This window comes from Erwinia psidii (assembly GCF_003846135.1).
GTDB classification, from domain to species: Bacteria; Pseudomonadota; Gammaproteobacteria; order Enterobacterales; family Enterobacteriaceae; genus Erwinia; species Erwinia psidii.
Genome location: NZ_RHHM01000009.1, coordinates 49,773 through 64,062 on the forward strand (window position 1 = coordinate 49,773; position 14,290 = coordinate 64,062).

Below are 14,290 nucleotides of genomic sequence, written 5' to 3' on the forward strand. Positions count from 1 at the left end.
ATGAGACGCGCAGGCGGGAATATACCTGCTGTGGATAAGATAAAATAATCAGGCATATTTTATTATTCTAATCAGTCTGTTGCCTCTGCATATCAGTTCACCGATGCAAGCGGTAGTAATAAAATAATGTGCCGGATGGTATTTGCGTAAGGCGATCGGGCGCGGAGATTTATATTGTGTATTTTATCAAACACGGCCAGGCATAAACAAAAAATTAAAAAATATAATGATGCCGTTGCAGCGGGTTGCCGCTACCGGGAAAAGTATATCGCAACAGAGTAATCGCCCGGTATTACTCCAGAAAGAGTAGCTGTGTATTTTTATACCTTTATAAATAATGGATGGTTACCGGTGAGACAGGTCTGGTTTATAAAAACGATATTAACGCCTTTTAAACAGAAGTCCGAAGAATGTTGACCTGAAAAGGTGACGTCACCGTTCCTGTGGTGGGATAAGCCTGGACAAATGTGAAAAGCAGAATCTCGCCTGAATAAACGTGCCCAGGATCGCCATACCTTACGGCACCGTTTTTCACCCAAAAAGCCTCTGATATCAAGGCTGGCATCGTCGTGGTGAGAAGCAACAAAATACTCACTGCCTGTCTGCTATCCAGCGTCGTGTCGACATTACGCGGGTAGCATCCATCAGCGTTAATCTGAACCGCCACAGTGACTGGCGGCAAATACGCCATATTCCGCAGTAGGTCATTTCCACCGCGTTGCCAATGGCGGGCATACGATAACAGGGAACCGACAGAAAAAGCCCAGAAAAGCGTGGTTACCCTTATGAGCGCCGGGAAATAATATGCCGGGATGCCGGCTAAGAATCACTGACCGGGAAATTGGTCATCCTGGGTTAAAATGGTTGTGGGCTGACGGGGAGCCGTTCGGCGATCTGCGTGTCACCTTACTGTCACAGACCTGCTATTTTTCCGTCATTTACACATGTCATGTTGCTTGCCGAACAATATCGCACTCTTTGCGTGAATCACTCCGGGACAGGAAACAGACATGACATCGTTCTCTCTTCGCAAAACCACGCTTGCAGCCCTGCTGGGTCTGACATTCAGCAACCACGCGCTGGCGGTCACTGAGATCCCTTTCTGGCACTCCATGGAAGGTGAACTGGGTGTGGAAGTGGACGCTCTGGCAAAACGCTTTAACGACGCTCACCCGGACTACAAAATTATCCCCACCTATAAAGGCAACTACGAGCAGAGCCTTGCCGGTGGGATTGCCGCCGTGCGCGCCGGAAAAGCCCCTGCGATCCTTCAGGTTTATGAAGTTGGCACGGCGACCATGATGGCCTCGAAAGCCATTGTGCCTGTACACGAGGTATTCAAAAACGCGGGTATCAACATGGATGAATCCCAGTTTGTCCCCACCGTGGCAGGCTATTACAGCGACGCCCGCGGTCATCTGATCTCGCAGCCGTTTAACAGCTCTACGCCGGTGCTGTATTACAACAAAGATGCCTTCAGAAAAGCCGGACTGAACCCCGACCAGCCGCCCAAAACCTGGCAGGCACTTGAGAGTGATGCTGCGGCGTTGCGCAAGGCGGGCATGAAATGCGGTTACGCCAGTGGCTGGCAGGGCTGGATACAAATCGAAAACTTCAGTGCCTGGCATGGGTTGCCGGTGGCGACGAAAAACAATGGTTTTGACGGTGCTGATGCGGTGCTGGAATTTAACAGACCGGCACAGGTTCGCCATATCCAGATGCTGGACGCAATGCGCAAAAAAGGTGATTTCACCTATTTTGGCCGTAAAGACGAATCCACCGCCAAATTCTACAACGGCGATTGCGGTATCACCACGGCTTCGTCTGGCTCGCTGGCGGATATTCGTCACTACGCCAGATTCAATTTTGGCGTGGGAATGATGCCTTATGACGCAACCGTGCCGAATGCCCCGCAGAATGCCCTGATTGGCGGCGCAAGCCTGTGGGTTTTGCAAGGCAAAGATGCCACGACCTACAAAGGGGTGGCTGAATTTATGCAGTTCCTTGCCCAACCGGAGATCGCCGCAGAATGGCACCAGAAGACCGGCTATCTGCCCATCACTACCGCGGCTTATGAGCTGACCCGGAAGCAGGGCTTCTATGAGAAGAATCCAGGTGCTGATACTGCAACCCGCCAGATGTTGAATAAGCCGCCGTTACCGTTCACCAAAGGAATGCGGCTGGGCAATATGCCGCAGATCCGTTCGGTGATTGATGAGGAGCTGGAAGGCGTCTGGACCGGCAAAACCGCACCTCAGACCGCGCTGGATAATGCGGTGGCGCGGGGCAACCTGCTGTTACGTCGTTTTGAACAAACGGTAAAACAGTAAGCTGCCGGGATGCTGTGGCCCCCGCGCCCGGAGTACGGGGGCCGTTAACGCTTTAATTGTCACTGTTTTGAACCTGATGAGTTTTTTATGTCTTCTTCCCGTCCCGTTTTTCGTTCACGCTGGTTGCCATACCTGCTGATGTTGCCGCAGTTGCTGGTGACCATTATTTTTTTCCTCTGGCCTGCGGGCGAGGCGCTGTGGTATTCGGTGCAAAATGTTGATCCTTTCGGTCTTTCCAACACCTTTGTTGGTCTGGAAAACTTCCGGCGGCTCACCGACGATAAATATTATGCCGACGCCTTCCAAACCACGCTGGTGTTCAGTGGCCTGGTGACAGTGACTGGCCTGGTCATTTCGCTGTTTTTTGCGGCGCTGGTCGATTATGTCCTGTGTTTGAAGCGGTTCTGGCAGACGCTGTTTTTGTTGCCTTATGCGGTGGCACCTGCCGTTGCCGCCGTGCTGTGGATGTTTCTGTTCAGCCCCGGACAGGGACTGGTCACCTGGTTACTGGCACAGGTTGGTTATAGCTGGAACCACGCACAGAACAGCGGCCAGGCGATGTTACTGGTGGTGCTGGCCTCGGTCTGGCAACAGATGAGTTACAACTTTCTGTTTTTCTTCGCGGCGCTTCAGTCGATCCCAACATCGCTGATCGAAGCTGCTGCTATTGATGGCGCTGGCCCTGTACGTCGCTTTTTCCGGCTTTCACTACCGCTGATTACGCCAGTGGGCTTCTTCCTGATGGTGGTCAACGTGGTCTATGCCTTCTTCGACACCTTTCCGGTGATTGATGCGGCGACGGGCGGCGGGCCGGTGCAATCCACCACCACCCTGATTTATAAGATCTATCGGGAGGGCTTCGCTGGCCTGGATCTCTCCTCATCCTCTGCCCAGTCGGTGGTACTGATGGTGCTGGTTGTCATCCTGACCGTTATCCAGTTCCGCTATGTTGAAAAAAGGGTACGTTACCAATGATTGAAAACCGACGCGGGCTGGATATTTTCAGCCATATCATGCTGGGGCTGGGGATGCTGGCGGTACTGTTCCCGCTGTGGATCGCTTTTGTCGCTGCGACACTGAGCGACGCCGCCGTGTTTCAGGTGCCGATGACCCTGATCCCCGGCCGCTTTTTATGGCACAACCTCACCACCATCTGGCAGCACGGCGTGGCACAGAACAGCGCCCCCTTTGGCATGATGCTGTTTAACAGTGCGGTGATGGCGCTCTGCATTGCCGTGGGGAAAATTGTGCTGTCCATTTTTTCCGCCTTTGCGCTGGTGTGGTTTCGTTTCCCGCTGCGTGGGCTGTTTTTCTGGATGATCTTTATCACGCTGATGCTGCCGGTTGAGGTGCGCATTTTCCCTACGGTGGAGGTGATTTCTCATCTCAATATGCTGGACAGCTACAGCGGTTTAACCCTGCCACTGATGGCCTCTGCGACGGCAACCTTCCTGTTTCGCCAGTTTTTTATGACGCTGCCTGATGAACTGACCGAGGCCGCACGCATTGATGGTGCCAGCCCGATGCGCTTTTTTTTCGGCATTGTTCTGCCACTGTCAAAAACCAATCTGGCGGCACTGTTTGTCATCACCTTTATCTATGGCTGGAACCAGTACATCTGGCCGCTACTGATTGTCAGTGATGCCAGTCTGGGCACGGCGGTTGCCGGGATACGCAGCATGATAGGCAGCGGCGATGGCTCCACCCAATGGAATCTGGTGATGGCGGCAATGTTGTTGACCATGTTGCCACCGGTAGCCATTGTTTTAATCATGCAGCGCGCCTTTGTTCGCGGGCTTGTAGAGAGCGAGAAATAAGCTATGGCTGGTGTGAAATTTCAGGCCGTTACCAAATCATATGACGGAAAAAACAAAATTATTCATCCGCTTCACGTTGACGTGCGCGATGGTGAATTTATGGTCATCGTCGGGCCTTCCGGCTGTGGTAAATCGACCTTACTGCGTATGGTGGCCGGGCTGGAGCAGGTCAGCGGCGGCGATATCTGGATTGACAGCCAGCGGGTGACTACCCTGGAACCCAAAGACCGCGGTATCGCTATGGTATTTCAGAATTACGCGCTCTATCCGCATATGAGCGTGGAACAGAATATGGGCTGGGGACTGAAAATACGCGGTATGGGTAAGGCGCATATTCGCCAGCGCGTACTGGAAACGGCGAAAAGCCTGGAGCTGGAGGCGTTATTGCATCGCCGTCCGCGTGAGCTTTCTGGTGGGCAGCGTCAGCGTGTGGCGATGGGCCGCGCTATTGTGCGGGAACCGAGGGTGTTTCTGTTTGATGAGCCGCTCTCCAATCTGGATGCCCGCCTGCGCGTCCAGATGCGCTTAGAGCTACAGCAGCTGCATCGCCGTCTGAACACCACCAGCCTCTATGTCACTCACGATCAGGTAGAAGCGATGACCCTGGCACAGCGGGTCATGGTAATGCATAAGGGAGTACTGGAGCAATTGGGTACGCCGGTTGAAATCTATGAGCGTCCGGCCACCCGCTTTGTCGCCAGCTTTATCGGTGCGCCGTCGATGAACCTGCTGGACGGGGTACTCAATCATCAGGGGACGCGGCTGGTGCTGCCCGGTGATTTTCAGCTTCCGCTGCCGGTGGCCAAAACCGACTGGGCCGGACGGACGTTGACCTTGGGGATACGCCCGGAGCATATTAAGCTGTCCAGCCAACAGGCGGGCGGGTTGCCGCTGGTGGTGGAAACGTTGGAGCTGCTTGGTGCAGATAATCTGGCACATGGTACATGGGGCCGCAACCGCGTGGCGGTGCGCCTGCCGCACGCTGAGCGTCCGGCGGCCGGCAGTACGCTCTGGCTGCATCTGCCAGCCGACGCGCTTCACTTTTTTGATACCCAAAATGGACAACGTCTTGAATGACTGAGCAAACCTGGCCCTATCCGACGATTGTCGCCCATCGTGGCGGCGGAAAGCTGGCCCCGGAAAATACGCTCTCCGGCATTGATACGGCGGCGAAACTGGGACATAAAATGATTGAGTTTGACGTCAAGCTGTCTCTGGATGGTGAGATTTTCCTGCTGCATGATGACACGCTGGAAAGAACCAGCAATGGCTGGGGGATCGCCGGTCAGCTGCCGTGGGAAAAACTGGTGCAGCTGGACGCGGGTGGTTGGTATAGCAAGGCGTTTGCCAGTGAGCGTCTGCCGCTGCTCTCTCAGGTCGCTGAACGCTGTGCTGTCTACCGGATAATGTCTAACATTGAGATCAAGCCTACCACCGGACTGGAGGCGGAAACCGGCCGTGCGGTGGCGGTGGCGGCACGTCATCTGTGGCAGGGTGAAACGGCACCGCTGCTCTCCTCATTTTCCTTCAGCGCGCTGGAAGCGGCGATGCAGGTGGCTCCTGAGCTGCCGCGTGGCATGTTACTACACGAATGGTACGACGACTGGCGGGAAATCACCGCAAGGCTGGGATGCGTGTCAATTCACTTTAACCATAAAATCCTGACGCAGGCGCGGGTGGCAGAAGTGAAGGCCGCCGGGCTGCGGATGCTGGTCTATACGGTTAACACTCCGCAACGGGCGCGTGAGCTGCTGGACTGGGGGGTTGACGCAATCTGTACCGACCGCATTGACCTGCTGGGACCGGACTTCCCGACGCAGACGCTGTGACAGCACGCTGTACGGGCTGATGGCCCTTCCTGGGCCATCGTCTTTACGTGTTACCGTGGCGGGCAAACGGGGTAACCCGCTACGTTATCCCGTCACTCCGTCGGTTGCTGATTATTGCCTGGTTTCACGGGCGGCTGGTAAGTGCTGCCCGGCTGCGATTTGAGCACGTTCTGAGCGGCACTGTCGCGCTGCTCCTGAACTTTTCGCTGTAGATCCTGGCTCTGGCGTTGCTGATCCTGCTGCAATTTCAGCTGCTGCTGTGACTGCTGGATAAGCATATGCTGTTGCACCCGTTGGGTGCTGGGATTGTAGCCCGGCTGGCTGGCATCGTTACCGTTATTCAACATATTGGCGATGCTGCTTAAAGGCATCAGTGCGACAAAAACAAGTAACCATTTCATCATCTGTTCTCCTTCTGCGGTTTGCACAGTTTATGCAAATGTCACCGTTGTGAATCTTCCTGTTATCTGAATTTGCCTCAACAATGCGGTTATTTTTTTCATCCGGCCAGGATAAATGTAAATAAGAATCGATCCGCCTGGCACTGAGCAGCGCTGATTTCTGTGTTGGTCATTATGAGGTTCAAATCCTATTTTCCTGGAACCCATACGCGAATAACGTTACTTACATTAAAGATGAGAATGGAGAAATGAGATGAAGAATGCATTTGATCGCCTGATCGAAGGACTGATTAATGATTATGGTGTCGCGCCGTTTAATGAGAAAAATCACGATGATGAGGTGTATTGTTTCACCTTCGAAAACAACATTGCGATTAAAGTTTATCAGGACAATACCCGATGGGTCTATTTCCAGGCTGAACTTGGCAGCTGCCCTGATTTAAAAAAAGAAACATTGCTTGAATTACTCTCCCTTAATCAGTTCAGCTTCAGAAAACCGTTTCTGACGCTGGGCATTGATGATGAAAATATTGGGGTACTTCATACCAGAGTGCCATTAGTTGAAGTTGATAATATTGAAATGAGGAGGATTTTCGAAAACACCATCTCTACCGCCAGCGGTATAAAAAAACAGTTTAACTTTTACCATAAGGAATAAATAATGGGTAATGTATGTGGTTCTTCCGGCTCCCATCATGTTTACAGTCCGCGCTCGGGTTCAGGTCACTTAACCCCTGCCTATAGCCGTTCCGCTCAGTCAACGCCTGTCCGACATAGCCCCTCGCCGTCGAGGGCTTCCGGCAGCGGTGGCGGGGAAAGGCTGACCTCCGTTTATCAGCTTTCCAGTAAAGAAAGAAAAAAATTCCTTAAAAACCATGATCCAATGCAGCGATTTGGCCTGAATGCAAATACGTCGGTTTACAGAACGACGCACAGTTGCTATGTGGATGAGGACGGAATGATGGCGGGTAACCCTGATTCCGGCGCATTAATTCATATGCACGAGGAACTGACCCCCAATCCATACGCCGAAGATATTGGTGCCCGACCGGGTCAGGCATCCGCATATCTGCCACGAAGAGAAAGTGCACGCAATTTAGGTGTTCCTTCTTTAAATGTCATGGTTGGCTCTGGTGCACTTGGCTCCGTGAAACGTTATGCCGGCCCGGATCACGTGACCACTAAGATGAAGCTGGGAGACTTCCTCGACAGAGGCGGCAAGGTTTACAGTGATTACTCGGCGGTTGCAGGTAATGGTGAAACAACGAGTGCACTGCTTGTCACCCTGCCGGAAGGGGAAAAGGTGCCGGTGAAAATCGTCTGAGATAAGCCATGTCTGATGTTGAACCATTCACCCTGAGCTGATAACGAAAATCACCCTTCTTCCTTCTGTCAGCACAGGTGAAGGCCGATATTGTAGCTCATGATGGTGCTGGACCCACAGCCCATCATTATGGCTTTTAACCGCGCCGCAGGGGCAACCCATTCAGAAATCAGGTAGCGCTGTCATTCAATATGACAGACACAGACGTGCCGCTATCACACAAAATTATCTCCTGCTTTTACAGCGCAATGACCACACCCCTGAGCGGTCATCGCGTGACATTCCGGCCCCGCGTTGACGTATCGAAATTTGCTCTGACCGCTGCCTTTTTTATTACCTGCATTTAGTCCACACTGACTGGCGGTAAAAAAATGTAAATAACTCACTACCCATTTTGTTCTGCGTGCCACGAGACCGACTGCTCGTGCTCAGGCTCTCTTTTACCTGAGTAAGCTTCGGGGCGGTGACTGATTGCAAAAACAAAAATGACCCAGGGTGATAATCAGAGGTAAAAAAATGACAGGAAAGATAGTGCAGATAGCCACACCGTTACTGGCAGGATTGTTGTTCTGGCAGGGCGCTGCGGCAGCCCCTGTGGCTTCACCGGTGTCATATGGCGTTGGTGCTGATACGTTCCATCCGGTAAAAGAGCAGCACGGCATGGTGGCATCAGTCGATGCAACAGCCACACAGGTCGGCGTGGATATTCTTAAGCGTGGTGGCAACGCGGTGGATGCCGCGGTGGCAGTGGGTTATGCGCTGGCGGTAACCCATCCACAGGCTGGCAATCTGGGCGGTGGAGGTTTTATGCTGATCCGCACCGCGTCAGGCCACACCACCTCAATTGATTTCCGCGAGATGGCACCGACCAGAGCCAGTCGTAATATGTTTCTTGATGCGCAGGGCAACGCCGACAGCAAAAAATCCCTGACGTCACACCTTGCTTCCGGTGTTCCTGGTACGGTAGCCGGTTTTGCGCTGGCCAACAAAGAGTACGGCACTTTACCGCTCGCTACGCTGATTGCACCCGCTATCAGGCTGGCAGCGAAAGGTATTGTGGTCAATGAGTCGCTGGCGGACGATCTTAAGGTCTACGGTAAGGAAGTGCTGCTCGACCATGCCAACAGTAAAGCGATTTTCTTCAGGCCGGACGGCACGCCTTATCAGCGCGGAGAAACGCTGGTGCAACGCAACCTGGCGCACAGCCTGGAACTGATTGCCAGGCAGGGACCGGATGCGTTCTATAAAGGCGCCATCGCTGAGCAGATCGCCAAAGAGATGGCGGCCAATGGCGGCCTGATTGATAAAGGGGATATGGCCAATTACAAAGCCATTGAGCGCAAACCGGTGAGTGGCAGCTATCGGGGTTATGACGTCTTCTCCATGCCGCCGCCATCCTCTGGCGGGATCCACATTGTGCAGATCCTTAATATCCTTGAGAATTTCGATCTGGCAAAGATGGGTTTTGGCAGTGCTGATGCAATGCAGGTGGTGGCGGAAGCAGAAAAGTATGCCTATGCCGATCGTTCGGAGTATCTGGGCGACCCGGATTTTGTCAGGGTTCCGGTGCAGGCGCTGACCAGCAAGGCCTACGCGAAATCCCTGGCACAGCAGATTGATATTAATAAGGCCCGTCCCTCCGCTGAGATTAAACCCGGCAAGCTCGCGCCTTACGAGAGTAATCAGACCACCCATTTCTCGGTGGTGGATAAACAGGGCAATGCGGTTTCGGTGACCTACACGCTGAACACCAACTTTGGCAGCGGCATTGTGGCGGGCAACAGCGGCATCCTGATGAATAACGAAATGGATGATTTTTCTGCCAAGCCGGGTACGCCAAATGTCTATGGCCTGGTGGGCGGCGAAGCCAATGCCGTACAGCCTTACAAGCGCCCGCTTTCTTCCATGTCACCGACCATTGTTGTTAAAGATGGCAAAACCTGGCTGGTAACCGGCAGTCCGGGCGGCAGCAGGATTATCACCACCGTGCTGCAAATGGTGCTAAACAGCATTGATTACGGGATGAATATTGCGGAAGCCACCGCCGCACCACGCTTCCATCATCAATGGTTGCCAGATCAGCTGCGGGTGGAAAAAGGGTTCAGCCCGGACACGCTGAAGTTGCTGGAAGCAAAGGGCCAGCATGTGAAGGTGATGCCTGCAATGGGTAGTACCCAGAGCATTATGATTGGGCCGGATGGCACACTCTATGGTGCATCCGATCCACGGGCGATTGATGATTTGACCGCGGGTTATTAATCCTGTTTAGCGCCAGCGCTGTCGATAAACTTTCCTGCAATGCTGGCGCTTTTCCTGGTGCAAAATGACGGTATTTCACGGTTGTCCCGTATGGCTGTGACAGTACGTAAACGGCTTTACAGGAGACTTAACGCAGGAAAACATTATCTACCAGACGGTAGCGAAGCATCGCTGAGCAGTATAGTAATATTAAGGAAGATAACAGCAAAAATAAGGAGTATTGCAAAATTCAGGTGATGTTTTATTGCGAGAGTTAAGTATGCCATATTGACTACTACGCCTGCCTTTTTAAGCTTACGGTAAATTCACACACCATGCTGTCTTTTATGCTTAATCGTTTTCGGCTCAGCATAAACTGGGTAGCTGCTAATGGAAATGGCGCATTGACTTCTTATTTGTCAGCGGCGGAGAAGAAATACCCAGCTATGTGAGACAGTGCTCATGCTTTGTTCTGTTATCCCTTATCATAAATTTTTATATCAGAAAGGTATTTATTCTTTGGAGTGTGAAGTTTAATTAAGATGGTGTATTGCCTGACTCCGGTTATTATGTTGGGATACTTTAGAGGAAGATAAAAAATGATGTGTATGAAATTGCACTCGAAGCAGCACGATGCCGATGCAACGTAGTTGCAACCAGAAATATGATTGTATATCAGTATGTTGTATAATCATTCTTCCTTGCTGAAAAATGGTAAGGTAGATTAGTAATGCTAAATATATCCATATTTTTTAGATAAATAAACTTCACCACAGCAGGGGAAGTCAGGTTAAAAAGTCGTGTCGTGTAATATAATCACCCCTCTCCAGAGATCCTTTTAAAATGGCCGCTGGCCAGTGTATTGCTGCCCCTGCCAGCACACTGATTCTGCCAGGACCAAATCTTCCTCCCGGCCTATACGGTGTTAACTATTCATAAGCCGCTATTAAATATGCAGCTAATGGGATGTTAAATGTCGGCATCTCTTGCTCCTCCCTCTTAAAAATTCACATCCTCACTGGCTTTTAATATATTGGTATAGCCATGGAAAATTTCTTCCATTTTATCCTTGCTTATTTCTTTTGGAGGGTGGTTACAGAGAAGTGTTTTTATTTTTATCGCTACGGTTGCTATAAAATAACGCTCGTATTTTTCTGTGCTGTTAAAAGTTTCACTTAATGAATTAAATATGTTTTTTATATCTTTTTTGGTTATTTTTTCTTTTGATAGTATTATTGTTTTTTCACCTTGCGAATAGTTTGATAAAACAGGGAAGCTGTTATTATTTTGGTTAAGATTCCAATGAAATATATCGTCAATATTATTCAGCGTCCCATTTATTGGGTTTTTATATTTTATAAAGATGGCATTATCATTTTTTGTTACATCAATACTTTTTATGGCGTTGAAGAGATTTTCACCCTGAGTGGATTTCAAAAAATCCCTGACGGGGCGAGAGACAAAGGCTTGCAACGTTTTTTTATATTCACCATGGTACTGCCCATTCCTGAGTTTTTCATAAATAGAATCGCTACTTTCAAGATTGTTTTTTAAAGTTGGTGCGCTTTTACGCAAGTTTTCGTAATCCTGAGGGGTGAGATTAAACGCGATTTTTTGCTGCAATTCAACAGGGAGGTTGGTTATATTTGTAACATGCGCCAGCATGTTTTTGGGGGGGGGTCTGGACTCTGTATTATTACAGTAGTGGGTAATTGGTTGGGAATTACTCGCCTCTGAAGTTATTTTTTCCATGTGAATCCTACTTATGGTTAATGTGAGAATGTGAGTTTTTAACACAAAGCTCAACGCATCAATATATAAAAACGATTATTCCTCGGTAAATTCACTATCGCTTGCAGTGTGGGCAGGTATGCAGGGTAAAACCGATCTTCTGAATGCCATTTTCACTGTATGAAAATCCCCGTGAGATGCTTACCGTTGGCGACATGGAGTGCGCTTTTATCCTGCAACCCACATGCACTGTCTCAACGGATACTCCGCTGGTTACATAAAAAAACGGGTCTGCCCTGGGCATGGTGGCTATCAGTGCGATGGCAAATATGCTTAAGTGAATCCCTGGTTGGTGGTTTGCAATGCTGTTTTATGTGAAAATTTGATGGGACGTCCAAATTTCACAGCAAAGGATTATTATGAAAATAACTTCTTCTACTATTCATGCACCTTTTCTGCACGAGAGTCATATTTCCACCACTGATGTAAGCAATGAGCCGGTTCTCGGTCGGTTAATAGGTGAGGGTTCAATGGCAGAAGTTTTTGAAGATATGAATGATTCATCTTCTTTGTATAAAAAGTATGATCTTGTTGGTAACCAGTACGATGAGGTTCTGGCAATGGCAAAGCAAGAATCTGTCCTGTTTAATGCTTTTTACGGTGATGATGCGTCAGTTGTCATAAGGCATGGTGGTGATGTGTACCTCCGAATGCTACGTGTGCCCGGAACCCCCCTCAGTGAAATTGAAACGTCTGATATTCCCGACAACCTGGAACATCTTTACCTCCAGCTGATAGGTAAACTGAATGAATTAAATATTATCCATTACGACCTCAATACAAGTAACATGTTGTACGATAAAGACAGTGAAAGCCTGTTCCCAATAGATTTCAGTAACGTTTCTGATGAATATTACTCTGCAACCAAAAATAAAAAAGAGATTATCGACAGGCGACTGCAAATGCGTACTGACGATTTCTATTCATTATTAAACAGGAAACATTTACAGGCATCCTTTTCATAAATGAAAAACTTCTCTGTTTCCACATTTTTAACATGTCGGCACCGTGGTGGGTACAATGTCTTTTCCTCGATATGTATGACGGTTTCGTCACCTGTGACCGTGCGGCAAATAAAATCGCCCTGAACACAGGCCTGAAATGCCTGATATTACCTGAGTCCCACCAGTGCTGGATGATTTCGGGGGCTGTAGTATCGTCGTGATGACGAACAGCGTGTCCCGAAATAAAGCATGGTTTAAGCTAAATAACCTCACCAAATAATAGATCACCAGACAGGAACTCAATCCGGGTTGAGCAATCTGATCAATTGCTAAAAACAACCGGACTGAGCGATGCCGATCATGGCTGCAATGCCTGATAAAGAACGACTGTTGATGCGTTAGGAGGCGCAGCAAACTCAAGATAAAAATGATGCCAGACGACTCCTCACCCTATTGATGTTACAACAGGGAATGACTCTTACCGCTGTCGTCAGATTACTTTGTGCTGCCCGCTCATCAGTCGGAAGATGGATAAACGGGTTTACTTTATATGGTGTTGACGGACTAAAAACCCTCAAACGCGGACGCGCGCCTCGCTTGCCGGTCACGGACATCCTGCCGCTTTGGGGTCAATGTTCTCCACAGGATTTTGGCTGGCTTCGCTCCTGCGGGAGCACTGAGCGGCTGGCGCTTATCGTAAACCCGTCTTTTAATGTGGCGCTTCATCTCACCACTTTGCACCGATATCTGAAACAGGCGGGTATTGTCTGGCGCAAAGCCGCGCCGATGCTAAAAATAAAGCCCCGCACTGTGATGAAAAACGCCTTGCCATTAAGCAGGCGCTGGCTCAGAAGCAGACGGAACACCCTGTGTTCTGTCAGGATGACGTCGATATCGACCTGACCCCGAAAATCGGCGCGGATTGGATGTGAAAAGGGCAACAGAAGCGCATTGCTACGCCGGGACATAAGCATAAGTATTATCTGGCAGGCGCACGGCATTCGGATACAGGACGAGTCCATTACGTCGGCGGTAGCATGATTTATTTATCAATCAGTTAGAGGCATTACGGGGCAAATACCGACGAGCGAAAACCATTACGTTATTGATTGATAACGCCATTATCCATAAAAGCCGCAAGGTGGAATGTTGGCAGGAATAAAAACAGGAAGTGCCGGTTGTTATTCCTGCCCACGTATTCGCCGTGGCTCAATCCGATAGAACGGTTATCGTTACACGGAACCATAACGCGAAATCATCAGTGCAGGGACATGTGGCAGTTACCTGAACGAGTAAATCAGTTTATGAACGCCGTCTCACCGTTCCCCGGCAATTAATACGGTCTGGCTAAAGTGGAGTGGTAATATGTAACGTTATTCAGGCATATTATTTCGCTGTGGAAAGCTGAACAGGGATTTTGAGTATTTTAATTATAAAATCAGAATGATTACTAAACAGTTGCGCAGAAGAGTGCTCCACCTTTTACCTGCCCTTGCTTACTGGTGTAGGATCCCGTCACCATGCGGGATAATCGACCCTCGCTTCTGACTGGAGCACTGTTATCCAAAATGAGCAACTGGAGCGGAATCAGACGCTAATAACATGGACATCTCCCC

At 50.0% G+C, this 14,290-nt stretch carries 11 protein-coding genes and 1 pseudogene; 10 read left to right on the top strand and 2 right to left on the bottom strand.

The window, feature by feature from the left end; genetic code table 11:
- Nucleotides 1-1,010: 1,010 nt before the first annotated feature.
- The 5 genes from ugpB to ugpQ all read left to right on the top strand — a co-directional run bounded on the left by ugpB (nucleotide 1,011) and on the right by ugpQ (nucleotide 5,976).
- The gene (gene ugpB / locus EB241_RS12520; RefSeq protein ID WP_124233506.1) at nucleotides 1,011-2,330 is read left to right on the top strand and encodes a sn-glycerol-3-phosphate ABC transporter substrate-binding protein UgpB; all 1,320 of its coding nucleotides are present in this window, start codon (nucleotides 1,011-1,013) and stop codon (nucleotides 2,328-2,330) included.
- A gap of 87 nt (nucleotides 2,331-2,417) precedes the next feature.
- Nucleotides 2,418-3,305, top strand: coding sequence for a sn-glycerol-3-phosphate ABC transporter permease UgpA (gene ugpA / locus EB241_RS12525; RefSeq protein WP_124233507.1), 888 nt, complete (start codon nucleotides 2,418-2,420; stop codon nucleotides 3,303-3,305).
- Nucleotides 3,302-4,147: a sn-glycerol-3-phosphate ABC transporter permease UgpE gene (gene ugpE / locus EB241_RS12530; protein ID WP_124233508.1), complete on the top strand. Its 846-nt coding sequence runs from the start codon at nucleotides 3,302-3,304 to the stop codon at nucleotides 4,145-4,147. The genes ugpA and ugpE overlap by 4 nt, the downstream gene beginning before the upstream one ends.
- Nucleotides 4,148-4,150: 3 nt before the next feature.
- Nucleotides 4,151-5,224, top strand: coding sequence for a sn-glycerol-3-phosphate import ATP-binding protein UgpC (locus EB241_RS12535; RefSeq protein WP_124233509.1), 1,074 nt, complete (start codon nucleotides 4,151-4,153; stop codon nucleotides 5,222-5,224).
- Nucleotides 5,221-5,976, top strand: coding sequence for a glycerophosphodiester phosphodiesterase (gene ugpQ, locus EB241_RS12540; protein WP_124233510.1), 756 nt, complete (start codon nucleotides 5,221-5,223; stop codon nucleotides 5,974-5,976). Before EB241_RS12535 ends, ugpQ begins: the two co-directional genes overlap by 4 nt.
- Before the next feature lie 92 nt (nucleotides 5,977-6,068).
- Here the strand turns inward: ugpQ and EB241_RS12545 are convergent, their stop codons facing one another.
- Nucleotides 6,069-6,380: a DUF2756 domain-containing protein gene (locus tag EB241_RS12545; RefSeq protein ID WP_124233511.1), complete on the bottom strand. Its 312-nt coding sequence runs from the start codon at nucleotides 6,378-6,380 to the stop codon at nucleotides 6,069-6,071.
- 250 nt (nucleotides 6,381-6,630) lie between these two features.
- On the opposite strand from EB241_RS12545, the gene EB241_RS12550 reads away from it, so the two are divergent.
- From EB241_RS12550 to ggt, 3 genes are all read left to right on the top strand, one after another.
- Nucleotides 6,631-7,035 carry a CesT family type III secretion system chaperone gene (locus EB241_RS12550; RefSeq protein ID WP_124233512.1) on the top strand — a complete coding sequence of 135 codons (405 nt, stop codon included), beginning with the start codon at nucleotides 6,631-6,633 and terminating at the stop codon, nucleotides 7,033-7,035.
- Between the two features lie 3 nt (nucleotides 7,036-7,038).
- Nucleotides 7,039-7,701, top strand: a complete 663-nt coding sequence (locus EB241_RS12555; RefSeq protein WP_124233513.1) for an AvrPphF family type III effector — start codon at nucleotides 7,039-7,041, stop codon at nucleotides 7,699-7,701.
- A gap of 516 nt (nucleotides 7,702-8,217) precedes the next feature.
- Nucleotides 8,218-9,960, top strand: a complete 1,743-nt coding sequence (gene ggt / locus EB241_RS12560; protein WP_124233514.1) for a gamma-glutamyltransferase — start codon at nucleotides 8,218-8,220, stop codon at nucleotides 9,958-9,960.
- A 978-nt stretch (nucleotides 9,961-10,938) separates the two neighbouring features.
- On the opposite strand, the gene EB241_RS12565 is transcribed toward ggt, so the two are convergent.
- Complete coding sequence (locus EB241_RS12565) at nucleotides 10,939-11,691, bottom strand: hypothetical protein (protein WP_124233515.1); 753 nt, start codon at nucleotides 11,689-11,691, stop codon at nucleotides 10,939-10,941.
- Between the two features lie 398 nt (nucleotides 11,692-12,089).
- Between EB241_RS12565 and EB241_RS12570 the strand changes: the two genes are divergently transcribed.
- Both EB241_RS12570 and EB241_RS12580 read left to right on the top strand, forming a co-directional pair.
- Nucleotides 12,090-12,695 (top strand): OspG family effector kinase, encoded by a 606-nt coding sequence (locus EB241_RS12570; protein WP_124233516.1) that lies wholly within the window; start codon nucleotides 12,090-12,092, stop codon nucleotides 12,693-12,695.
- A 330-nt stretch (nucleotides 12,696-13,025) separates the two neighbouring features.
- Nucleotides 13,026-14,011: pseudogene (locus tag EB241_RS12580) on the top strand (IS630 family transposase).
- Nucleotides 14,012-14,290 lie beyond the last annotated feature (279 nt).